Here is a 21,163-nt window from a genome sequence, read left to right as displayed (position 1 = left end):
GTTGTCAGCGTCTTGAACATCGGATGCTGAGGGAAAGGGCGCCGCTGTCGAGTAAATGGGCTGGGTGCAGCTAATGACGGGTGCGAGGCAGTCCGGCGTCTGCTTCTGGCCGTTTGCTCTGCCGGCGGAATGACTCGACGCTATCTCCCATCCCCACGACGCTGGAGCTTGCTGCCAAGTCGGCAAATATCCCGTTGGGCTTACTGGAAAGCATGGCGCATGATGACCAGGTCATAACAAGAGGACACACGTCATGGTCAACGTAGCGTTGTTCGTTCGTCTCGAAGCAAAACCCGGGAAAGAGAAAGAGGTTGAGAGCTTTTTAGTGAGTGGTCTTGCAATCGTGGCGGAGGAGCCAGCCACCACGGCCTGGTTCGCCATCCGCTTGGGACCTTCCACCTTTGGCATCTTTGACGCCTTCCCGGATGAAGCAGGCCGACAGGCTCATCTTTCGGGCAAGGTCGCCGCCGCGCTTATGGCAAAGGCTGCCGAGCTGTTTGCCGAACCGCCGTCAATCGAGAAGGTTGACGTCCTTGCGGCAAAGCTGCCCGGCTAGGCAAGCCCGACGAGGCATTCCAACCCGTCCCTGCCGCCGTTTGCCGCGTCAGGGACGCGGCTGAGTCTGGACGTTACCGCGGGTCTCTTTTCGCGGGGGAGGTGCCAACAGCGACTATAGTCATTGGTGCGTCAGATCAAATCAGCCGTTGTGCTGCCAACCTGGCCTCAACCCCATTCCGAGAAAGCACGGCGGATCGCCTCGTGCTCGTTGATGCGGACCATAACCCTCGCAGCCGAAGACACTCAGGCTTGTATCGAGGCCTCTTCGCCACTCTGAATCCCTTGACGGTGGATGGAGTTATCCCGCCGGGCGAGTTGTATCCGGCTGAGCAGAACCCACCCCCATCTATCAGGGCTCAAGCAATGAACACTTCAGCATTGGATGATGCAAAAGAAACGACCGACGGCCCGGTTCAAGAACCACTTCCAGCCGGCACTGTCGCCCCCGATTTCTCCCTGTACGCGACCCCCGATCAGCGGCTGTCCCTGCACGAGCTAAAGGGAAGTCCCGTAATATTGGCGTTCTATCCCGCTGACTGGAGCTCGGTGTGTGGCGACCAACTGACCTTGTACAACCAGGTGCTCCCCACATTCAGAGAGTACGGCGCGACGCTGCTGGGTATTTCCGTGGACAGCGCTTGGTGTCATCAGGCCTTCGTCAAAGACCGTGGTTTTCACTTCAGCCTGCTTGCCGATTTCGAGCCCAAAGGAGCGGTGGCGCGACAGTATGGCGCGTACGAATCCCACCTTGGAGTTTGTAAGCGGGCGTTGTTCGTGATTGACAAGGAGGGGGTGGTCGCCTGGAGTTACGTTTCACCGATGGCAATCAATCCTGGAGCGGACGGCATTCTGGATGCGCTGGATGCTCTGGCGGATTCCCCACACAGCACGCCCTCCAAAAACCAGTAGGTGATCACATGGCCACTCTCAAAGTCCCGGTAACTGCAAACGACCATCGCCAGGGAAGGGCGCATGCCAAGGTCACACTGGTGGAATATGGCGACTACGAATGCCCCTATTGCGGTTTGGCGTACTGGGTCGTCAAGAAGCTGCAGCAGCATTTTGGCGAGGATCTGTTGCTTGTTTTCCGCAACTTTCCACTAACCACTGCTCACCCGCATGCGCTGGGTGCAGCTGTCACCGCTGAATATGCCGGGAGTCGAGGATTCTTCTGGGAGGCCCACGACGAGTTGTATGAAAATCAGGATCGATTGGGCGTGCCGCTGTATGGCGCCATCGCACTGAGACACGGCCTTTCCAGCGATGAACTCGTTGTTGCCATGCAAACCGATATCTATCTGCCCAAAATACAATCCGATTTCAATGGCGGCGTACGTAGCGGGGTAAACGGCACGCCCGCGTTCTACATCGACGGGCTTCGCTATGACGGGCCTCCCGAGGTCACCGAGATGAGTCAGGCGATTGAGCTTTCCTCGATGCGTGGACTCAATCGCTAGCTAGCGCCTGGGTTGATAGCTAACGACAGGCTGTTTATTTACACGAAATGTCTGGTCGTCGTTCGTCGGTAATCAAGTAGCCGTGGCGCGCTTTCATGAGATCGCGACTATGTTGAACGGGTGGCATCGTTTCCCAAGGCTGCCATTCCCTCCCACCTCATCGTCTTGGCGACCAAGCTCAGCGTATTGCTGGTCTCATGCCCCTGTTTCCTGAGCATCGTTGAGGGCACGTAGATCCATCTGTATGAGTCCGTGTTATCCATTTTTGGAGACAACTCATCATGGCTACTCTCTGTGAAATATGTAACGCCAGACCCGCTGTCGCGCGAGTGACCGTGTCGCAAAATGGTCAGGCCAGAACCATGTCAGTTTGCGACCACGATTACCGTCAACTTTTACGCCATCAAAGCATGTTGAACCCCTTCGACTCTTTGCTGGGCGGTGGCGTGTCCCGCTTTTTCGACAGCATTGGCGGAGCGGCGGAACAGGGGGGGGATGACTTAAGGCTCTCTGCGCATGTGCCTCGCGAATCTGTCGATGCAACTGATGCATTCAGCTCCCAGACGCTGGAAATCCTGCAACGCGCTGGAGACAAAGCCCATGAGTTCAACCGCAGCGAGCTCGATACTGAGCATCTGTTGTATGTGCTTGCCGATACCGACGTAGGCACAGCGTTGCTCAAAGAATTGAAGCTTTCTGCGGACGACATCAAAGGCTACATCGATCAACACGCTCAAAGGGGCGCAGCGGAGGCGCAGGCTCCGGTGGATCAGATGAGCATCTCGCCTCGACTGAAGAAAGTGTTCAATTTTGCGTTCCAGGCATCTCGTGATTTAGGGCACTCGTATGTTGGCCCCGAGCATCTGTTGATCGGGCTTTCCTCGGTGCCCGAAAGCATTGCCGGAACGCTGCTCAAAAAATACGGCGTGACCCCTGAAGCTTTGCGGCAGAAGGTGGTCAAAGTGGTGGGTAAGGGGGCTGAGGACGGGAGAGTCGAGACCCCCACGGGAACACCGACACTCGACAAGTTCGGTCGCGACCTGACGTCATTGGCTCGTGAGGGCAAGCTGGATCCCGTATTGGGCCGCGCGCTGGAAATCGAAAACACCATTGAGGTGCTGGCCCGCCGGAGGAAGAACAATCCGGTCCTGATCGGCGAACCCGGGGTTGGCAAGACAGCCATCGTTGAGGGGCTTGCACAGCGCATAGTAAAGGGCGATGTCCCGGAAATTCTGCGTGGCAGACGGCTAGTTGAAGTCAATCTGAACTCAATGGTCGCGGGCTCCAAATACCGTGGTGAATTTGAGGAGCGCGCCAAGCAACTGCTCGATGAAGTGGCTGCAAAGAGCTCGGAGCTGATTCTGTTCATCGATGAGCTGCATACGATCGTTGGCGCGGGGCAGGGAGGTGAAGAGGGCGGCTTGGACATTGCCAACGTATTGAAACCCGCACTGGCACGCGGGGAGCTCAGTCTGATCGGTGCGACGACGCTCAATGAGTACCAAAAGCACATCGAAAAGGATGCGGCGCTCGAAAGACGTTTTCAGCCCGTCCTGATATCCGAGCCCACTGTAGAACAGACCATCATTATCCTGCGTGGGCTGCGCGATAAGCTTGAGGCGCACCATCAGGTGACGTTCGCCGACGAAGCATTCGTGGCAGCGGCGGAGCTGTCGGATCGTTACATTACCTCGCGCTTTCTGCCGGACAAGGCCATTGACCTGATCGACCAGGCTGCGGCCCGCGTGCGCATCAGCGCCTCGTCAAGGCCCGCTGGCATTCAGGAGCTGGAAGCAGAAATCACCCAGCTCAAACGCGAACAGGACTATTCATCGTCGCGAAAACGCTTTGATGAATCCAAAGGCTTCCAAGAGCGCATCGGTCAAAAACAAGCCCAGTTGGGAGAGGAGACAGAAGCCTGGGAGCGCAAGACGGGTTCCGAAACCCTCGAGGTGACCCTTGAGTCGATTGCCGAAGTACTCTCCCGTCTGACCGGTATTCCGGTAACCGAACTCACCCAGGAAGAGCGTCAGAAGCTGCTGAACATGGAAGACACTTTGCGTGATCGGCTGGTCGGGCAGGAAGACGCCGTGCTTGCGGTCAGCGATGCGGTTCGTTTGTCCCGCGCCGGCCTTGGACAGGCCAACAGACCTATTGCCACGTTTCTCTTTCTTGGTCCAACCGGCGTGGGCAAAACCGAATTGGCCAAAGCGTTGGCAGAGACGGTGTTTGGCGACGATCAATCGATCATTCGCATCGATATGTCGGAGTACATGGAGCGTCATGCGGTTGCCCGGTTGATCGGTGCGCCACCCGGTTATGTGGGATACGAAGAAGGTGGTCAGTTGACAGAGCGTGTCCGCCGCAAGCCCTACAGTGTGATTCTGCTCGACGAGATCGAGAAGGCGCATCCCGATGTGAGCAACGTATTGCTGCAGGTGTTCGACGATGGTCGTCTCACGGACGGCAAGGGACGTATTGTCGACTTCAGCAATACGATCATCATCGCCACCAGCAATCTGGGCTCACCCGTTATCATGGAGAATCTTGAGCGCCCGGAAGATGAACGCCTTACGGATAAAGCGTTACGTGATGAATTAATGGGAGTCTTGAAAGGGCATTTTCGTCCCGAATTCCTGAACCGTATTGATGACATCATCGTGTTCCATGCCCTTACCCGTGACAACATCAGATCGATTGTAGGCATTCAGCTTGATCGGGTCATTCGAACTGCGGCTGCCCAGAACATCACGGTGAAAGTGGCTGACACCCTCATTGATCATCTGGCGGATGTTGGTTATCAGCCCGAGTTTGGCGCGCGCGAGTTGAAACGTCAGATTCGCCAGACCGTCGAAACGTGGCTTGCGAAGGAAATGCTCGCTGGCAAGCTACAGGCCGGCGACAGCGTTGAGCTGGGTTACGACAAAGCGCGTAACGAAGTGCTCTTCAATAAGCTGGATGCGCCAAACGCCTCGGCAAACATGAGTCCGCCCGACCAGCCTGATGATCGCGTGTCTATCGCGGGGACAGGGACTTAGCTCAACGTGCTCCCGTCATTGGGTAGCAGGACTGTTGATGACGTCGTGCAATGAAGCACTGGATCCTCGGATGCCTGGACGAGCCCGGCAGACGAAGATGCGTTCTTGATGCAGGCTCAGGAGGTGCCTGATGCTGAAGCTTTTTTCGGGACTGACCACTTATCTTCCTCTCTGCATTACCGGTCCTGACGTGTCCGCCCCCCAGTTGGAGGCCGCCATAGAATCGTTTCGTGGCCTGCTGCTGGCGCTGTTCTTTCTCGGCGTCGACATGACGCTGGATCTGCAAGTGATGGCCAGAAACTGGACGCTCATCACCTCCGGCGTGCTGTCGCTGATGGCGGTCAAGGCGTTGTGTATATGGCGTCGCGCTTCGCTAAAAGCAGCCACAGCGACGCACTGCATCCCTCCATTGATGGCACAGGGCGGCGAATTTGCGTTTGTGCCATTGCGAAGCGCTCAAACTCAGAGTCATCAGTACCGAAGTCAACGCCAACATGACGGCTACCGTGGTGCTATCCATGGCGCTGGAACAGCGCCAGCCTGGCAGGCTTCGCTTTCGGGTGAAAGCAACTCATGGTCACCCAGCCGTAGATCACATCGGCCGGGCGTGGCGATGGTTGCGTGTATCAGTCCACTTCAGGACGCGGCTGTACTGCGAATTCCGGAACAATGTGAGTACCCAGCTCCTCAATGACATCCTCAGCAGGGCGCTTTCCGTATTTGAGATTCAGGATAACGTGGTCCACCCCGATCTCCTCAAGCGACTCCAGCAAAAACCGCAGATGGTAGCGTCCCAGTTTGAACCCTAAATGAATGCGGGTGGGCGGCGTGGATGGAGTCTCGTCGAGGTCGATATAAAGCGACTGAGCGAAGGGCTTATAGACGGCGCCACATTGCTTCATGACCTCACGTCGCCAGTCTTCAACGATCAGCCGCTGCATGTTCGGTATGCGTGGATAGTTGATCCATCCGAGGCTTTCGCGCGCGATCCAGTCCAGCGACTGGCGACTGTTTCCAGTCACCAGCATTGGAATGGATTGGGTTGTGGGTTTGGGAATCAAGTCAGCGCCCTGCATCTCACCACCGCTCCAGCGGATGGGTTCGAAGCTGGTGCTGTGGGCTTTCCTAATAACCTCGTAGTGCTCCCGAAAGAGCTCTCCACGCCTTTCGGGATCGACGCCGAAAGCTAAAAACTCCACCGGACGATCGCCGGAAGCCACCCCCAGAATCAAGCGACCTGCGCTCAGTTGATCGACGCTGGCAGATGCCTTGGCGGTATGCAGCGGATGGCGCAACGGTATGGCAATGGACGCAGTGCCAAGCGCAATCTCAGACGTATGCGCGGCCATGTAGCCCAGATAAACCCAAGGGTCGAACAGTTGGCCAACATCGCCGAAACCGGGATCCCGAAGAGGCACATCACGAAACCAGAGCGCGCAGAAACCCAACGCCTCCGCTCGTTTGGCCAAAGCGACCTGGTTGAGCATGCTGGGCATGTCCCCATCGAAAGCCTCCAAAGGGAAAAACAATCCAAGGCTCAAATGACCCTGAGTGAAGGTCCGGCTGAACCCTCGATGCTGCTGATAAGTAATGGTGCTCGGCCGATACATACTGATTTTCCTCAATGGGAGAACGTGAACAGCGGCCTCATTTCCAGAGGTGCTGCGGCATCGGTCGCTTGAGAACGACAGGTGGGGGAGTGCGTAAAACGTTTACCCGTTGTGCGGTAAATGTTGGTCGGGCGGGACGTATTAAGGAGCCAGTGGCTGGTGATACACGCGGGCAGGTCCAGATCGCGGCAAGCGGACAGTCAGAAGGGAATCTGATTGCCCCAGCCTTTGCCTCAACTGAGTAAAGGCGTGGGGTCATCCAACAAGCGTAGGCGGGTTTGCAATGAATCGCCATGCGGGTTGTGACGATGATTGCTACGCGTCGATGAACCAGCCGCGATCGCTGGCGGCGATACTGGCGCAGGGGATTGAGCGAGTTGAACAGATCACGCTCGCAATCATCGAGCGCAACGACAAGATCTCCATTATCAGCAACTAGAACCCAGACCAGCTCACGTCAACAGCCTGGGTTCACTGTTGCCGAGGCGGTCGGGCAGACTCCGATGCGGGTAGCGCATCGAGAGCACTGGGAATGATTCGGCCGTACCCCCGAAACTCTGCTTCACTCAACTATCTGGCGCGCTGGATCAGCGGCTACAGGCGAGCCATGCCGACAGCTGAAACCACACGTGCTGGAGCAAAAACCTAATGAAGAATCCGGACCCCTCAGCCCCACTGCCTCCGAGATCGACGTTGAAAAGCCTTCGTGTCCAGTGGTCACTGATGAACGCCTATGAGCGATTCGAGCAGATCATCGTGCTGGCGCTTGGCGTGATGATCTCGTGCGTCATCGTCATTGCTTTGTTCCAGCTCTATAGACGAGTGCTGCCGCTGGTGGTAGGCGGCGCGATTGATCCCTTGGATCACGGCGATTTCCAGTTACTGTTCGGTTCGATCTTCACTGTATTGATCGCCTTGGAGTTCAAGCACTCCATCATTCGTCCGGCGTTCAGGCACGGGAGCATCGTGCAGCTGCGAACAGTGATTCTTATCTCGCTCCTGGCCCTGAGTCGCAAATTCGTGATTCTTGATTCCGCTTCAACGCCCGCCGCCACTATCGCTGCATTGGGGTTTGCAACGCTGGTCTTGGGGATCATCTATTGGTCGTTCACAAAACGCGGCAGATTGCCTGAGGAATAAAAGGCCCAGCCCTATTTCGTTGGGGATTACGACCACGTCCCACCAAGAGACGCCGTCGGGGTTTGACGAGTTCGAATCGTTTAGACGTGGTTGCAATTAAACACCCAGACTGTCGATGACCTCGATGAAGTTTCTGATCAGGGGTGATTGCTGGTTCTTTCTCCAGACGAAATAGATATCGCTTGAATCCAGACTGGGCACCTGGTCAGCCTGAAACGTGTGCGCCTGACTGGCAAAACGATCCACGTAACTCTCTGGTATGCAGGCGAAACCTATCCCTTGCGCGATACAGGCGAAGATACTCGGATACGATTCGATTTCCAGAATAGCCCGAGGCTGGATACCGCTGCTTTCCAACCAGTTATCGACCTGTTGTCTGTAGTGACACGTGCGACCGAATACATATAGTTCGAGCCCCGACAAATCTTGGGGAGTGGGCGAGGAAAGAGCTTTGGGCACTACTCTGATCAAGCGCTCACGAAACGCTAGTCGGCTATCCAGCAAAGGATGCTGGATCGGGCCGTCAGTAAGAATCAAATCAAGCTCGCCATCCATCAAAAGTCGCTCAAGGAATAGCGAGTGCTCCGGGCGAATGTGAAGTTCTACCCCCGGCGCCTCAAGGCGATAACGTACGAGGCGCTCCGGTAGATGATTGGCCAGCGCTACATCTAGCGCTCCGACGCGAAGCACTCCCTGCATGGAATCGTTTGAGAACAACGAGCGCGTTTCAGCTGCCAGGTCAATGAGCTGTTTGGCTTTTCGGTATACCAACCTGCCCTCGGGAGTGACCAGCAATCGGTTATTTTCGCGATTGAACAAAACGACGCCGAGTTGAATTTCGAGCTCTCGCAGTCTGGCCGTGATGTTCGACGGTACACAATGCAGCGATGCGGCGGCTGCGGCTATCGTGCCGTGGTCGACGACAGCGCAAAAAAAGCCCAGCTGCGAAAGTTTCAAGAGAATCTCCTTTTGTGATGGCCTGGCTCACTTCTGATCACTTTTAGTGATTGGCTTTGCAGCTTAACATTGTCCCGTCAAATGCATCCAGCCTTAAACAGACTGGCTATTGGCTGAGCACCAGAGCTGAAATCGGGCTTACGATGAAAGTATTTTTAGAGATGTTGGCTATGCAATGGCCGACGCTGCCGCGGAGAAGTAGATGCGCATACTGCATACCATGTTGCGTGTAGTGAACCTGGACAAATCCATTCACTTCTACACGAGGCTGCTTGGCATGAGCCTCTTAAGACGCAAAGACTACCCAGAGGGCGAGTTCACACTGGCTTTCCTTGGTTATGGTCCGGAGACCGAGGCGGTCGCCCTGGAGCTGACGCATAATTGGGGACAAAACAGCTATGAGCTTGGTGATGCTTACGGGCATGTCGCTATCGAGGTTGAAGATGCAGACGCATTATGCAGCCGTGCTGCGATCATGGGATATCGCGTTCCGCGACCAGCAGGTGTTATGAAACATGGGCGTACGGTCATCGCGTTCATTGAGGACCCCAATGGATATAAGGTTGAGCTGATTCAAAAAGGTACGCAATTCGACTGAGCGAGCGCCGCGATCGCGCGATAAGGATCATTACCATATATCCACTCAACACCTCATTTGCATGAGGCTTGAAGTTTTAGGTGCATCATTGAATAAACTGATCCTCCACTGCCACATCTTCAAGCCGGTAACGAATCCTACCGCTTTAAAACAGCACCCTGACTGCCGATAAAAATATCAACTTCGCCGAAAACGCCGCATTAAAATGGCGGCGTATGGGCTCAAATAATCAGGATGCACTGGGTCGTTCGGAAACTCCTGTATGTTCTGATGCACGCGCGTATCTCTGATCCCCAAATTTGTCAGTGTCAGAAATCAATTACCCTTCATAATCCAACCTCTAATGCTATAACTGTCATTCAGGTCTCTTACGACGCGCACTGCGTCCCTCCCGTTTTTGTACGGGCCGATGACAACGAAGTTGTTTTCTCTGCGCGCCACTGACAATTGCATGTTCTTGATAGCTTTGGTTGCGCGATTTCGGCTGGGTGTATTCATCGCTATCTCGATGATCCATACGCCGATCAAGGACGTGGCGAGAGCAGTGTGTCCAACGGGAGGAACCACGTTTGCGCATGTCAAACAATGGCGTTGCAGTGTAATGAGCGACAATGGCCCTGTGCGAAAGAGGTGCCATTGAGGTTGGGTGTTTTTTTGCTAGCGATGAGTGCTAGGCATATACCGACGAGCGTAATCAGAACAGTGAGGGCGAGGGTCCATCTGGTCTTCTTACTCCATCCGGCAGGATTTATCGTGGCGGCACTGTCGCTTTCTTCAAACGGGGTGGGCCGCGACCCACTCTTTGAGATGAGCAACAAAGCTCAGGACAGTCGGAGCAATGTTTTCTCTTGAAGGGTAGACCGCATAAATTCCCACCGGCGGCTCAATGGCCCAGTCGGACAATGCCTCCACCAGAGCGCCTGAATCAAGATCATCTCGTACATGCCAGTCCATGAGCAGCGCTATTCCATGTCCATCTATCACCATCTGGCGAACCACTTCCCCAAGACTGGATGAAAACCGTTTGCGTATTTTGCAGGTTTTTTTGATGCCTCCCCGGGACATGGCCCAGCTGGAATCCTTACCAACGATCAGCCCGTCCAGCATGGCCAGTTCTTTTGGAGAGATAGGCATGCCCTGTTTTTCCCAATACTGGGGGGCGGCGCATATCAGACGTCGAGAGGCAGCAACTCTTTGCGCGATCAGGGACGAATCGGCCATCACGCCGTGCCGAATCGCAAGATCGGTACCATGGGCGGCCAGATCAACCAGTTGATCCGTTGGATGAAGATCGACGATGACGCCAGGGTAGCGTTTGAGATAACTGCTTACGACGCTCGATAAATAACCTTGGGCAAATGTCGCGGAAGCGGTTATGCGCAGATGACCGGTAATCTCGGTCTTCTGGAAAAATCCTCCCTCGGCCTTCTCGACGCTTTCGAGGATGCTCAGGGCATGCTGATAAAGCTTCTCACCGTCAGAAGTGGGGCTGAGTTTACGGGTGGTTCGGTTAAAAAGTCTCCGGCCCACGCTGTCTTCAAGGGCCAGAAGACGCTTACTTCCACCCGCAGCTGTCATCCCCAGCCGTTCGGAAGCCGCACGGATGGATCCCTCTTCAAAAACGGCAACAAACAAACGCAATTCATCGATGGAATCCAGCACTTATTACCAACCAACAGGACCGAAAGATTCAACAACTCTAACGTACTTATCCAATTTTATTGATGATAATTTGGTGGCCTATAGTTCCTCGGAGTTAAACCCTTGAAAGCCATTGTGATAAATCAGCATGGTAGCTCAGACCTTTTTGTCGAAATTCAGACGGACAATCCCCGCGCGCGAGCAGGTCATGTGATTGTCGATGTGCGGGCGACAAGCGTGAATCCAGTGGACACGAAAATTCGCCGTGGCAGCGAAGGTACGGCTGGTCTGACTTTCCCGGCCACTCTTCACATTGATGTTTCAGGGGTGGTCAGCTCCGTCGGTACTGGCGTGACTCGCTTCAACCCAGGCGATGAAGTCTATGGCTGTTTCGGCGGCATCGTGGGGATTCCCGGTGCGCTGGCAGATCAGATGGAGGTCGATGCCAATATGCTGGCGCTAAAACCCACGTCACTCTCTTTTGGCGAAGCAGCAAGCTTGCCGCTCGTGGCGATTACTGCATGGGAGGCGCTGATCGACCGTGCTTCGATCAAACCCAATGACAATGTCCTTGTACATGGTGGCACCGGCGGTGTAGGGCACATAGGGATTCAATTGGCCAAGGTTCTGGGAGCCAAGGTATCGACGACGGTTTCCACACCGGAAAAAGCGGAAATTGCCCGTCGGTTGGGCGCCGATGAAATTATTTTTTATAACGGCGAGACGCCTGAGGAATACAGTCAGCGAATCACTGGAGGAAAGGGATTCGATACGGTCTTCGATACCTTGGGCGGCGAGGTCTTACAGAACTCGCTGAAAGCCGCGAAGCTCAAGGGCCACGTCGTCTCGATCATCGGTTACGACACCTACGATCTGACCGAAATGCACTTCAAGGCATTGAGACTCGACCTGGTATTTATGGCTGTTTCGATCATTCATAACCAAGACCGCAAGCACCATGGCGAGATCCTGCAAAGACTGGCTGCCCTGGTTGATCGCGGCTTGGTCAAGCCACTGATCGATGAGCGCCATGATTTCACTGCTGCGGGCGTCAGTGCGGCACATGATCGCCTAGAGTCAGGTCGTGCCATTGGCAAAGTCGTCATTGAGCGAAAGGCTTAGTCACGCCGACACAGGATCGTGTGCACCGGGCCTAGAAGACAGTGACTCAGTCTTCCCCTGCGACGAGTTCATGTGTGTCGTGCCGATAACCTGGATCTCGACCAGGCCGCCATCTCGCAGCACCGCGGATTCAAATTGTTGGTCGCACGGCCGACGGCATGGATATCTTCGATACACCCGTGCCAGCCAATGCGCTCTCTCTTTATAACGCCCACAAGCAGGAGGTTTGATGACCACCCCTTTGACACTGATTGCCACTTTGACCGCCAAGGCCGGGTTTGAATCCGAACTCGAGGAGACGCTGCAGCGCCTGCAAGGCCCGAGCCGAGCCGAAGCGGATTGCATCCAGTACGATTTCCATCGTGATGCCGAGCAGGCTCGCACTTTCCACATGATCGAACAGTGGCGCACTGAAGCGGCGCTGACTGCTCACGAAGCGACACCGCATTTTCAGGCCGCGCTCCCTTTCATCGAGCGTGCTGCTGAAAAACTCACCATCACGAAAATGTATCGCATCTCCTGAGGTTCTTCGAATGAAAGCCATTGCACACTTCAAATGCCTGCCTATCGAACATCCCAACGCTTTGGTGGAGATCGATATACCCGAGCCAGTGACGAAGCCGCGCGACCTGCTCGTAGAGGTAAAGGCCGTATCGGTCAATCCTGTCGATACCAAGGTGCGACAGGGCTACGTACCGCACGAAGACGAAAGCCAGCCCCGTATCCTCGGATGGGACGCTACCGGTGTGGTCAAGTCGGTCGGCAGCGACGTGACGCTGTTCAAGCCTGGTGACAGGGTCTGGTACGCCGGATCGTTGATCCGCCCGGGCAGCAACAGTGAGCTGCAACTGGTGGACGAGCGTATCGTCGGTTCAATGCCCCAGTCGCTGGATTTCAGCCAGGCTGCGGCATTGCCACTGACTTCCCTGACCGCCTGGGAGTTACTCTTCGATCGCCTCGGTGTTGCAAGTGATACCACCGACCGGGGCGAAACGCTGCTCATCGTCGGCGCTGCGGGCGGGGTGGGTTCGATCCTGACTCAGTTGGCGCGTCAACTGACCGGACTAACAATCATCGGCACGGCTTCGCGCCCGGAAACCCAGGCTTGGGTCGCCGAGCTGGGTGCGCATCACGTCATCGACCATACCAAGCCACTCAGCGAAGAGCTCAAGCGCATTGGCATTGGACAAGTCAGCTATGTCGCAAGCTTGACCCAGACTGATCGGCACTACGAGCAAATCATCGAATCACTGAAGCCTCAGGGCAAGCTGGGCCTGATCGATGATCCGGCCACGCTTGACGCTGTACCGCTGAAGCGTAAGAGCCTGTCGTTGCACTGGGAGCTGATGTATACCCGCTCGCTTTACGAAACCGAGGACATGCAGGAGCAGCACAACATCCTCAACGAAATTGCGCGGCACGTTGATTCGGGTCTCTTGCGCACCACTCTCGGCGATAACTACGGACGCCTCAGCACAGAAAGTCTTCGTCGTGCCCATGCTCTACTGGAAAGCGGCAAGGCGAAAGGCAAGATCGTTCTGAAGGGCTTCTAAGAGGTACTACAGAAACGACTGGGTAATTTCCAGCTCCAGGTACCCATTGCGCAAACCGTGTTGCTTCAGGCGCTTGGACACGCACGGAAAGCATCGAAGCCCGAGACTGCCGGGCCGCGATCGGCCTCAAGCAACGCGATAAAGACCAAACACAGCGGAGCCATGGGGCCCTCCTCACAGACAGCTTTCGACCCATAGCGGCCTCTCGATCCCACCGCGTCGCAGACTCCGATGACCAATTCGTCGACCCTCGTCGCGGCGTTGTCCAGCAGTGTCGTTTGCTGAGGAATCAGATTCGCTGGTCTCCCACGGCAGGCAACCCATACGCGACGTCGAATGCGTTCCTCGCGCAGGGTAACTGGAATCGGCCTCACGCCAGCTTCCACGACCTCTTAGCTATCTCGCGGATACGACTGAACAACGTGCTGGGCTCATACAGCTAGACGGTCGTGCGCGATCTCTCGCCCTGACCGCGTGCGGCTGCCGGCCCTGACTCGGGCGCTGACTGAGATTGCATCCGGTGCCTATCTGCCGCTGCCGTCGCTGGGCTTCCATCGCGGCCGCAGGGCGGACCGTGCGCGGTATCGCCGTTCAACACCTCCAGGTAGCCCTCCTCGATATTCAGCCGCTCGACTAGAAAGTCGACGAAGGCACGCACTTTCGGTGACTGCACCTGACCGCGCGGGAACAGTGCATGCAGGTCGAGGTCCGTGCCACGCCAGCCGGTGAGCACGCGCTGCACCAGACCCTGCTCGACGAACGCCCGCACAAAGACGTCACTGGTCAGCATCAGGCCTTCTCCATCCATCATCACAGTGCGAAGGGCGCTCGGATCGCTGGCGATCACGACGGGGTCGACCGGGAACTCGCGCAGCTTGCCGTTTCCATCATCGAGGGTCCAGGCGAAGCCGTGGGCGCTTCGGTGATTGGTCTGCACGGTTGCCCGGTGGTTAATCAAATCGTCGGGATGCAGCGGCTCGCCGAAACGCTCGATGTAACCGGGGGTGGCGTAGATCGCGGTACGGAACACGGCGAGCTTGCGCGCCGCCACGTCGATTTCGCCGGCGATGATGTCGACCTGGTCGTTGCTCAGCAGCAGTTCCACGCGAACGTCCGGATGGCGTGCGTGGAATTCGCTGAGTAAGGGCGCGACCCAAGTGTTGCCCACCGGATGAGATGCAGTCACGCGCAGCCAGCCTCGCGGCCCGCTCTGCAACTCACTGACGGCGCTCTCCGCCTCGTCCAGGTCGCGCGCAATGCGCTGGCAATGCGCGAAATAGATGTTGCCCGCCTCGGTCAAGCCGAGCTTGCGGGTTGTGCGATGCAATAGCTGCGCACCCAGTCGCTCTTCCAGCTCCCGCACCTTACGACTCACGGTCGCCTTGGGCATGTGCAGCGTGTTCGCGGCAGCCGTGAAGCTGCCCAACTCCACAACCTTGACGAACACCAAAGTGTCATTGAGATCTCGATTCATGGAGCATTCTAGCGATTATTCCATTGATGGAACAATTATTCACAAAAAGGCCGACTAATACACTGGCAGCGGCTGCACTACATTGGTCTCAACAGCAAACGGAGGTCACTGCCTCCACCGCTTGAGCCAAGGATACGAACATGAACAGACTAACTGGCAAGACCGCGGTAATCACCGGTGGCGCGACCGGCATCGGTCTCGCGGCGGCAAAGCGCTTCATCCAGGAAGGCGCCTTCGTCTTCATCTACGGCCGTCGGCAGGAAGCGCTCGACGCTGCCGTGGCCGAGCTTGGTCCAAAGGCCCGCGCCATAACGGGCTCGGTCTCCGATGAGGCCGACCTAGACCGACTCTATGTGGCAGTGAAGGCCGAGCGCGGAACCCTCGACATCCTCTTCGCCAATGCCGGCACCGGCAGCCCACTCAAGCTGGGCGAGATCACCGCCGCCCATATCGACGAAACCTTCGAAACCAACGTGAAGGGCACCATCTTCACGGTCCAGAAGGCGCTGCCGCTGATGGGCGAGGGCGGTTCGATCATCCTGACCGGATCGAGCGCCGGCACCACGGGTGCTCCCGAATTTACCGCCTACAGCGCGAGCAAGGCGGCCGTGCGCAACTTCGCTAGGACCTGGGCAGAGGATCTGAAGGGCACCGGCATCCGGGTCAACGTGCTGTCGCCTGGCGCTACGGCAACCGAACTCGCGAAGGCGGCGCTCGGCGAGGAAGGCCAGAAGTCCTATGGCGCGATGACGCCCCTGCTGCGCATGGCCGAGCCCTCGGAAATCGCGGCGGCAGCGGTGTTTCTCGCCTCCTCGGACAGCAGCTTCATGACCGCGAGCGAACTCGCTGTCGACGGCGGCCTGGCGCAACTCTGACCCACGACGCGTCGGCGCTCCGTTCGATGGTTCGGAGCACCGCAGGGTCTGCTCAATAACGAACATTAGAAAGGCAAAATATATGAACAACCATAGTGCACAAAAATTGGCGGGAAAAATTGCGGTCGTGACCGGTGGAAGCAGCGGGATTGGCCTGGCCACGGCCAAGCGCTTCCTTGAAGAAGGTGCGCACGTCGTTATCACTGGGCGAAGGGAGGACGAACTGAAGGAGGCGGCAGCCACCTTGAAGGGAAACGTTACGACGGTCGTGGGCGACGTGTCCCGCCTGGAAGATCTGGACCGGCTCTTTGCTGTCGTGAAAGAGAAGCATGGTCACATTGATGTGCTCTTTGCCAATGCGGGCGCGGGTACGGTCGCGCTGCTGGAGGCCGCTACCGAGGCTCATTTCGACCAGACCTTCGACGTGAACGTCAAGGGCACCTTCTTCACGGTGCAGAAGGCCCTTCCGCTGTTCAGAGACGGCGGCTCGATCATAGTGACCTCTTCGGTCACCAACGTCCTGGGAACGGCTGGATTCAGCGCTTACGGTGCAAGCAAAGCGGCTGTGCGCAACTTCGTGCGTGCCTGGACGATGGAGCTGAAAGATCGCCAGATCCGCGTGAATTGCATCAGTCCCGGGCCCACCGAGACGGGCGCTTTGCAAAAGACGGCGGGCCTTACCGCCGACCAGGCCAAGGAAGCGGCCGCCCAGTACGCCTTGCAGATTCCCATGGGTCGCTGGGGCAAGCCGGAGGAAATCGCGGCTGCCGTCGTATTCCTCGCTTCCGAGGAAAGTTCGTTCGTCACGGGTATCGATCTTCCCGTCGATGGCGGCCTGGCGCAGGTCTGACCCCAGCGCGGCCCCTTGGCTGGCCACCCTAGCGGCAAGCCGTGGGGCCGCGCTTATCCAAGCAGGATCCAACCCAACTCAGAGAAAACTCCTATGACCTATTCAATTATCGGCTTCGGCCCTATCGGCCAGGCACTGGCCAAGGCGTTTGCCCGCAAGGGCATCGACGTATCCGTGGCCACCGCGCGCGACCCGGAAAGCTTTGCCTCCGTCGCCGCTGCGATCGGTCCCACCATCCTTCCCAAAACACTGGCGGAAGCGGTCAAGGCGGACATCATCTTTTTGGCCGTCCGTTTCGACTCGCACCAGGATGTCGCCAACGCGCTGTCGACCTGGAAAGGCAAGACCATCGTCGATGTAACCAACACCCAAGTGCCCACAGAGGAACTGGGAGGACAGCCTTCTTCCATGGTCGTTGCGCGGTCCTTCACGGGTGTCAGGCTGGTCAAAGGCTTCAACCATCTGGGTGCATCCGTCCTCGCCCAGGATCCGGCCGTGCATGGCGGCAGGCGGGTCGTGTTCCTGGCCAGCGACGATGACGAGGCCGCGGCCGAGATCGGCGCGCTTGCAGAAAATCTCGGTTTCTCGCCGGTCCAACTTGGCAGGCTTTCCGAGGGCGGGCTGCTGGTCCACGCACGCGGAAATAGCTGGGGTCGACTGATCTTCAAGGACCTCGTCACTTTCGCCGGTTGAGCAGGACGTACCCAACGATAACAACACAACGAACGCGCTCGGGTCGAGCGCAAGTCGACTCGATCGACGCGGAGAAATCCCCATGAATACCGAGAAAAACGTCCAGACCGTGAAGGACTTCTTTGCGGCCATTGGCCGCGGCGACAAGGACGGTCTGCTGGCGCTGGTCGCCGAAGACATCGAGTGGATCATCCCGGGCGAAGACTGGCCTCTGGCCGGTACGCGCCACGGCCATGCGGGGCTTGCGGATTTGCTCGAGACCGCATCCAGGTCGATGGAGACGTCCACCGAGCCCCGGGAGTTCATCGCGCAGGGAGACCGGGTGCTGGTCGTCGGTTTCGCCAAGGGGAAGATCAAAGCCACCAATAAGACGTTCGAAGATGACTGGATCTTCGCCATCACGGTCCGCGACGGCAGACTGACGAAGATCCGCGAGTACATTGACACGCAGGCACTGGCACGAGCCTCGCAGATCGACGCATCCGGGCTCACGTAGCAAAAACCGTTTGGGGCCCCTCGCCATTCGAATACCAAACTTTGTAGGAGGTCCCCATGTACGACACATCCAAGCTATCCGAGTTGATCCGCTTCGCACGCGTTGATCCAGGCGCCACCGTCATCGACGTTTACCCGGGCGACGGCGACTGGACGCGTCTATTCTCTGACGCCGTGGGACCCAACGGACGGGTCTATAGCTTCGTGCCTGCCGAAGTCGCCCACTTCAAGAACGATCCTGTCGGCAACATGCGTACGTTGGCGAAGGAGCCGGGCCGGGCAAACGTCTAGGCGGTTTCGGCGAACCTCGTGGCCATGCCGGAAGTCACGCAGCCCGCGGATGTCCTGTGGATGCACCTGTTCTACCACGATCTCCACACCGCGCTGGTGCAGTCCAAGGACGCGACGGCGGCCGACTTCAATCGCGCCATGTGCGATAGGGTCAAGCCGGGTGGGTACTACGTCATCGTCGACCACGCCGCCGCTGGCACAGCGGGCACCAGTGTTGCCCAGTCGCTGCACCGGATCGACCCCGCCTCCGTTCGGAAGGAGGTGGAGGCGGCCGGCTTCCTGCTGGACGCGGAAAGCAACATGCTCGCGAACAAGGATGATCCGCGATCAGTCAAGGTGTTCGATCCCGCGATCAAGGGCGAGACCGATCGCTTCGTCTACCGGTTTGTGAGGCCGTGACGGCTGCCAGCGACGGCCGCTTGGCGGGGCACACTCCGGCCACGACGAACGTCTCTTGTTGGCCGAATGCTGCCATTCACGAGGGGCGGCTTTGGGTCGAAAGCAGCCGGTCGTGGCTGACCGCTTCCGACCTAGATCGGCCGCTCGTTGAGGTCAGCTAGCGGCCAAAAGAAGACAGTCAGCGCCCTGACTGATCACGCAATGCATCCAGAAGCAAACGAAAAGCCGGTTTGTGTTGGCGCCGGCTTGGGTAGTAAAGGTGATACCCGGTGACGGTGCCAGTCCAGTCCTCCATCAGCCGCACCAGGCGACCCTGTGCCAGATCCTGCTCGACCAGATGCTCCGGGAAGTAGCCCAGTCCGGCGCCCGCCCTGACAAAATCGCGCATGAGCCAGATGTTGTTACTCACCAGATGCCCGTCGGCGCGTACTTTGATTTCTCTCCCGTTTTTTGCGAAAGGCCAACCCCACAATCCTCCCGAGGTGGGCTGGCGCAGGTTGATACAGGCGTGCTCGGTCAGATCCTGTGGCGTCAGGGGGTTAGCACGGTGTTCCAGATAGGCGGGGGCGGCCACTAGTGCCAGGCGAAAATCCCGGCCTATGGGCATGCTGATCATGTCCTGAGCCAACTGCGCCCCCAGGCGGATACCGGCATCGAAGCGCTCTGCAACGATGTCGACCAATGCGTAGCTGTCGTTGATTTCAACCTTGATGCCCGGATAGTCGATCATCAATTGCAGCGCAGCCGGGGCAAGGACGAGATGGGTTGCGTGCTCCATGGAGGTGATGCGCAGGCTACCCGCCGGCATGCCGCTCAGTTCGCTCAGCTCGTTGAGGCCTGACTCGATCCCGTCAAAATGCGGCCCGATGCTGTCGATCAGGCGCGCGCCGGCTTCGGTCGGTGCGACGCTGCGGGTACTGCGGGTCAGCAATTGCACACCCAGGCGCGATTCCAGTTTGGTGATGGTGCGGCTCAGCGCAGGCTGGGAAACGCCAAGCTGCGCCGCCGCTTTGGTAAAACTGCCCTCACGGGCGACCCGCAGGAGGGCCAGGAGGTCGGTGACGTTGTCGCGCACGATTGATGCTCTGCGGTTATAGGTCTATTCCAACCATACCATCTAATCATTTGTAGGCAGGATGGCTAGAGTGTCGCCTTTGCTTCGCGGCGCTTTCAGGAATCATCTTTCCCATGGATAAACAAACATTCGATGTGATCATTTTTGGCGCCACCGGGTACACCGGTCGGCTGGTTGCTGAATACTTCTTCACTCAATACGGCGTCGACGGCCCTGTTAAATGGGCCATTGCCGGTCGCAGCTTGAGCAAGCTGCAAGCCATTCGGGACAGTTGGGCAAATGCTGCAGCGCTGCCGCTGATCGTGGCCGATGCCCAGGACCAGGCGTCCGTGCGCGACATGGTTGCCGCAACCAGGGTCGTGATTACCACCGCAGGGCCGTTTTCGGTCTATGGCTCGGACCTGGTAGCAGCCTGCGCCGAGTCGGGGACGGACTACGTCGACCTCTCGGGGGAGATCCCTTGGATTGCCCAAATGATCGGCAGCCATCAGGCTCAAGCCCAGGCATCGGGCGCGCGACTGGTGTTCTCCTGTGGTTTCGATTCGGTGCCGTTCGACCTCGGCGTATGGTTCACCCAGCAGCAGGTCATGAAGAAGTTCGCTCGCTACGCGCCTCGGATCAGGGGCCGCGTGCGCAGCATGCAAGGCGTGCTGTCCGGTGGCACGTTCCTGAGTGTCGATGCTGTGGTTGCAGCGGCAGCGCAGGATCCTGCTCTCGGTGAACTGGTGGCCGATCCGTTTGCCTACACACCGGGATTCAAAGGTGTCGAGCAACCTGATGATCAGACCCCCTACCGGGATGAACTGGCTCAGAGCTGGGTCGGCCCTTTCATCATGTCCGGCATCAATTCCAAGGCGGTGCATCGCACAAACTTGCTGGAAGGGCACCTGTGGGGCACGTCGTTTCAATACGACGAAATGCTGATGCTCAGTGCGCAACCGAGCGAAGACGATGAGCTTGGTCTGGCAGGCTTCTCTTTCAATGAGGGCGGTCATCCGCAAGCGGGGCAAGGGCCCACACAGAAGGAGCTTGATGCAGGCTTTTATGATGTGTTGTTCATCGCAGAACTGGCAGACGGTCAGGTGCTCAAGGCATCCGTGAGTTGCGACGAGGATCCGGGCTACCTGTCGACCTCCAAAATGTTGGCCGAGTCAGCGATGGCGCTGGCGTTCGATGTGACACGTGAGGAGACCCCGGGCGGTTGCTGGACGCCCGCGGCGGCGTTGAATGAGGCGTTGCTCAAACGCCTGACTGAAAAAGCCGGACTGAGGTTCACAGTCGAGGGTTGATTCTATGGGCCGCTAAAAAAGCTGAATGTCTTTGACGTTCAGCTTTCA

The 21,163-nt window shown here is 57.5% G+C and carries 23 protein-coding genes; 18 read left to right on the top strand and 5 right to left on the bottom strand.

Features of this window, described 5'->3' with window-relative positions; translation table 11 throughout:
* Positions 1-253 precede the first annotated feature (253 nt).
* From AC07VF_RS01195 to AC07VF_RS01175, 5 genes are all read left to right on the top strand, one after another.
* On the top strand, positions 254-556 hold the full coding sequence (locus AC07VF_RS01195) for a putative quinol monooxygenase (protein WP_062383845.1): 303 nt from the start codon (positions 254-256) through the stop codon (positions 554-556).
* Positions 557-921: 365 nt separating this feature from the next.
* Positions 922-1,467 carry a redoxin domain-containing protein gene (locus AC07VF_RS01190; protein ID WP_192172905.1) on the top strand — a complete coding sequence of 182 codons (546 nt, stop codon included), beginning with the start codon at positions 922-924 and terminating at the stop codon, positions 1,465-1,467.
* 8 nt (positions 1,468-1,475) lie between these two features.
* Positions 1,476-2,015 (top strand): DsbA family protein, encoded by a 540-nt coding sequence (locus AC07VF_RS01185; protein WP_065991699.1) that lies wholly within the window; start codon positions 1,476-1,478, stop codon positions 2,013-2,015.
* Between the two features lie 278 nt (positions 2,016-2,293).
* Positions 2,294-5,053, top strand: coding sequence for an ATP-dependent Clp protease ATP-binding subunit (locus tag AC07VF_RS01180; RefSeq protein ID WP_495008913.1), 2,760 nt, complete (start codon positions 2,294-2,296; stop codon positions 5,051-5,053).
* A gap of 130 nt (positions 5,054-5,183) precedes the next feature.
* On the top strand, positions 5,184-5,747 hold the full coding sequence (locus tag AC07VF_RS01175) for a hypothetical protein (protein WP_495008813.1): 564 nt from the start codon (positions 5,184-5,186) through the stop codon (positions 5,745-5,747).
* Here the strand turns inward: AC07VF_RS01175 and AC07VF_RS01170 are convergent.
* Entirely contained in the window at positions 5,680-6,663 is a 984-nt protein-coding gene (locus AC07VF_RS01170; RefSeq protein ID WP_192172903.1) for an LLM class oxidoreductase, read from the bottom strand. The genes AC07VF_RS01175 and AC07VF_RS01170 overlap by 68 nt on opposite strands.
* Positions 6,664-6,946: 283 nt before the next feature.
* Here AC07VF_RS01170 and AC07VF_RS01165 point away from each other — a divergent pair, with 283 nt between their 5' ends.
* Together AC07VF_RS01165 and AC07VF_RS01160 are read left to right on the top strand one after the other, a co-directional pair.
* Positions 6,947-7,102, top strand: coding sequence for a hypothetical protein (locus tag AC07VF_RS01165; RefSeq protein ID WP_192172902.1), 156 nt, complete (start codon positions 6,947-6,949; stop codon positions 7,100-7,102).
* A gap of 209 nt (positions 7,103-7,311) precedes the next feature.
* Positions 7,312-7,803 carry a phosphate-starvation-inducible PsiE family protein gene (locus AC07VF_RS01160; RefSeq protein WP_495008814.1) on the top strand — a complete coding sequence of 164 codons (492 nt, stop codon included), beginning with the start codon at positions 7,312-7,314 and terminating at the stop codon, positions 7,801-7,803.
* A gap of 96 nt (positions 7,804-7,899) precedes the next feature.
* On the opposite strand, the gene AC07VF_RS01155 is transcribed toward AC07VF_RS01160, so the two are convergent.
* Positions 7,900-8,760 carry a LysR family transcriptional regulator gene (locus AC07VF_RS01155; protein WP_192172900.1) on the bottom strand — a complete coding sequence of 287 codons (861 nt, stop codon included), beginning with the start codon at positions 8,758-8,760 and terminating at the stop codon, positions 7,900-7,902.
* A gap of 202 nt (positions 8,761-8,962) precedes the next feature.
* On the opposite strand from AC07VF_RS01155, the gene gloA reads away from it, so the two are divergent.
* Positions 8,963-9,358, top strand: coding sequence for a lactoylglutathione lyase (gloA, locus tag AC07VF_RS01150; protein ID WP_282371301.1), 396 nt, complete (start codon positions 8,963-8,965; stop codon positions 9,356-9,358).
* 774 nt (positions 9,359-10,132) lie between these two features.
* Here gloA and AC07VF_RS01145 read toward each other — a convergent pair.
* Positions 10,133-11,020: a LysR substrate-binding domain-containing protein gene (locus tag AC07VF_RS01145; RefSeq protein ID WP_192172898.1), complete on the bottom strand. Its 888-nt coding sequence runs from the start codon at positions 11,018-11,020 to the stop codon at positions 10,133-10,135.
* A gap of 102 nt (positions 11,021-11,122) precedes the next feature.
* Between AC07VF_RS01145 and AC07VF_RS01140 the strand changes: the two genes are divergently transcribed.
* From AC07VF_RS01140 to AC07VF_RS01130, 3 genes are all read left to right on the top strand, one after another.
* The gene (locus tag AC07VF_RS01140; protein WP_282371303.1) at positions 11,123-12,121 is read left to right on the top strand and encodes a zinc-dependent alcohol dehydrogenase family protein; all 999 of its coding nucleotides are present in this window, start codon (positions 11,123-11,125) and stop codon (positions 12,119-12,121) included.
* A 229-nt stretch (positions 12,122-12,350) separates the two neighbouring features.
* On the top strand, positions 12,351-12,644 hold the full coding sequence (locus AC07VF_RS01135) for a putative quinol monooxygenase (RefSeq protein WP_495008815.1): 294 nt from the start codon (positions 12,351-12,353) through the stop codon (positions 12,642-12,644).
* Positions 12,645-12,654: 10 nt separating this feature from the next.
* Positions 12,655-13,674 carry a zinc-binding alcohol dehydrogenase family protein gene (locus tag AC07VF_RS01130; protein WP_495008816.1) on the top strand — a complete coding sequence of 340 codons (1,020 nt, stop codon included), beginning with the start codon at positions 12,655-12,657 and terminating at the stop codon, positions 13,672-13,674.
* 439 nt (positions 13,675-14,113) lie between these two features.
* Here AC07VF_RS01130 and AC07VF_RS01125 read toward each other — a convergent pair whose 3' ends face one another.
* A complete protein-coding gene (locus tag AC07VF_RS01125) occupies positions 14,114-15,148 on the bottom strand; it encodes a LysR family transcriptional regulator (RefSeq protein WP_495008817.1) in 1,035 nt (344 codons plus the stop codon).
* A gap of 140 nt (positions 15,149-15,288) precedes the next feature.
* On the opposite strand from AC07VF_RS01125, the gene AC07VF_RS01120 reads away from it, so the two are divergent.
* The 6 genes from AC07VF_RS01120 (at position 15,289) to AC07VF_RS01095 (ending at position 18,751) form a co-directional block, all read left to right on the top strand.
* The gene (locus AC07VF_RS01120) at positions 15,289-16,023 is read left to right on the top strand and encodes an SDR family NAD(P)-dependent oxidoreductase (protein ID WP_192172893.1); all 735 of its coding nucleotides are present in this window, start codon (positions 15,289-15,291) and stop codon (positions 16,021-16,023) included.
* A gap of 82 nt (positions 16,024-16,105) precedes the next feature.
* Positions 16,106-16,873: an SDR family NAD(P)-dependent oxidoreductase gene (locus AC07VF_RS01115; protein WP_192172892.1), complete on the top strand. Its 768-nt coding sequence runs from the start codon at positions 16,106-16,108 to the stop codon at positions 16,871-16,873.
* Positions 16,874-16,966: 93 nt separating this feature from the next.
* Positions 16,967-17,566 carry an NADPH-dependent F420 reductase gene (locus AC07VF_RS01110; protein ID WP_192172891.1) on the top strand — a complete coding sequence of 200 codons (600 nt, stop codon included), beginning with the start codon at positions 16,967-16,969 and terminating at the stop codon, positions 17,564-17,566.
* 82 nt (positions 17,567-17,648) lie between these two features.
* Positions 17,649-18,062, top strand: coding sequence for a nuclear transport factor 2 family protein (locus AC07VF_RS01105; RefSeq protein ID WP_133776318.1), 414 nt, complete (start codon positions 17,649-17,651; stop codon positions 18,060-18,062).
* Between the two features lie 56 nt (positions 18,063-18,118).
* The gene (locus AC07VF_RS01100; protein ID WP_197983860.1) at positions 18,119-18,352 is read left to right on the top strand and encodes a hypothetical protein; all 234 of its coding nucleotides are present in this window, start codon (positions 18,119-18,121) and stop codon (positions 18,350-18,352) included.
* Between the two features lie 24 nt (positions 18,353-18,376).
* On the top strand, positions 18,377-18,751 hold the full coding sequence (locus AC07VF_RS01095; RefSeq protein WP_282371307.1) for a hypothetical protein: 375 nt from the start codon (positions 18,377-18,379) through the stop codon (positions 18,749-18,751).
* Between the two features lie 178 nt (positions 18,752-18,929).
* On the opposite strand, the gene AC07VF_RS01090 is transcribed toward AC07VF_RS01095, so the two are convergent.
* A complete protein-coding gene (locus AC07VF_RS01090) occupies positions 18,930-19,829 on the bottom strand; it encodes a LysR family transcriptional regulator (protein ID WP_346630708.1) in 900 nt (299 codons plus the stop codon).
* 110 nt (positions 19,830-19,939) lie between these two features.
* On the opposite strand from AC07VF_RS01090, the gene AC07VF_RS01085 reads away from it, so the two are divergent.
* Positions 19,940-21,115, top strand: coding sequence for a saccharopine dehydrogenase family protein (locus tag AC07VF_RS01085; protein ID WP_495008818.1), 1,176 nt, complete (start codon positions 19,940-19,942; stop codon positions 21,113-21,115).
* Positions 21,116-21,163: the final 48 nt, after the last annotated feature.

The organism is Pseudomonas sp. GW821-FHT02H06 (assembly GCF_059421525.1).
The sequence above is the reverse complement of the archived record's forward strand: the minus strand, read 5'-3'. Positions and strand labels throughout refer to the sequence as shown.

Bases quoted from the DNA above. Each gene is read 5' to 3' on its own strand.
- AC07VF_RS01195 (WP_062383845.1), top strand. From the start codon at position 254: ATGGTCAACGTAGCGTTGTTCGTTCGTCTCGAAGCAAAACCCGGGAAA.
- AC07VF_RS01190 (WP_192172905.1), top strand. From the start codon at position 922: ATGAACACTTCAGCATTGGATGATGCAAAAGAAACGACCGACGGCCCG.
- AC07VF_RS01185 (WP_065991699.1), top strand. From the start codon at position 1,476: ATGGCCACTCTCAAAGTCCCGGTAACTGCAAACGACCATCGCCAGGGA.
- AC07VF_RS01175 (WP_495008813.1), top strand. From the start codon at position 5,184: ATGCTGAAGCTTTTTTCGGGACTGACCACTTATCTTCCTCTCTGCATT.
- AC07VF_RS01170 (WP_192172903.1), bottom strand. From the start codon at position 6,663: ATGTATCGGCCGAGCACCATTACTTATCAGCAGCATCGAGGGTTCAGC.
- AC07VF_RS01165 (WP_192172902.1), top strand. From the start codon at position 6,947: ATGAATCGCCATGCGGGTTGTGACGATGATTGCTACGCGTCGATGAAC.
- AC07VF_RS01160 (WP_495008814.1), top strand. From the start codon at position 7,312: ATGAAGAATCCGGACCCCTCAGCCCCACTGCCTCCGAGATCGACGTTG.
- gloA (WP_282371301.1), top strand. From the start codon at position 8,963: ATGCGCATACTGCATACCATGTTGCGTGTAGTGAACCTGGACAAATCC.
- AC07VF_RS01135 (WP_495008815.1), top strand. From the start codon at position 12,351: ATGACCACCCCTTTGACACTGATTGCCACTTTGACCGCCAAGGCCGGG.
- AC07VF_RS01130 (WP_495008816.1), top strand. From the start codon at position 12,655: ATGAAAGCCATTGCACACTTCAAATGCCTGCCTATCGAACATCCCAAC.
- AC07VF_RS01125 (WP_495008817.1), bottom strand. From the start codon at position 15,148: ATGAATCGAGATCTCAATGACACTTTGGTGTTCGTCAAGGTTGTGGAG.
- AC07VF_RS01120 (WP_192172893.1), top strand. From the start codon at position 15,289: ATGAACAGACTAACTGGCAAGACCGCGGTAATCACCGGTGGCGCGACC.
- AC07VF_RS01115 (WP_192172892.1), top strand. From the start codon at position 16,106: ATGAACAACCATAGTGCACAAAAATTGGCGGGAAAAATTGCGGTCGTG.
- AC07VF_RS01110 (WP_192172891.1), top strand. From the start codon at position 16,967: ATGACCTATTCAATTATCGGCTTCGGCCCTATCGGCCAGGCACTGGCC.
- AC07VF_RS01105 (WP_133776318.1), top strand. From the start codon at position 17,649: ATGAATACCGAGAAAAACGTCCAGACCGTGAAGGACTTCTTTGCGGCC.
- AC07VF_RS01100 (WP_197983860.1), top strand. From the start codon at position 18,119: ATGTACGACACATCCAAGCTATCCGAGTTGATCCGCTTCGCACGCGTT.
- AC07VF_RS01095 (WP_282371307.1), top strand. From the start codon at position 18,377: ATGCCGGAAGTCACGCAGCCCGCGGATGTCCTGTGGATGCACCTGTTC.
- AC07VF_RS01085 (WP_495008818.1), top strand. From the start codon at position 19,940: ATGGATAAACAAACATTCGATGTGATCATTTTTGGCGCCACCGGGTAC.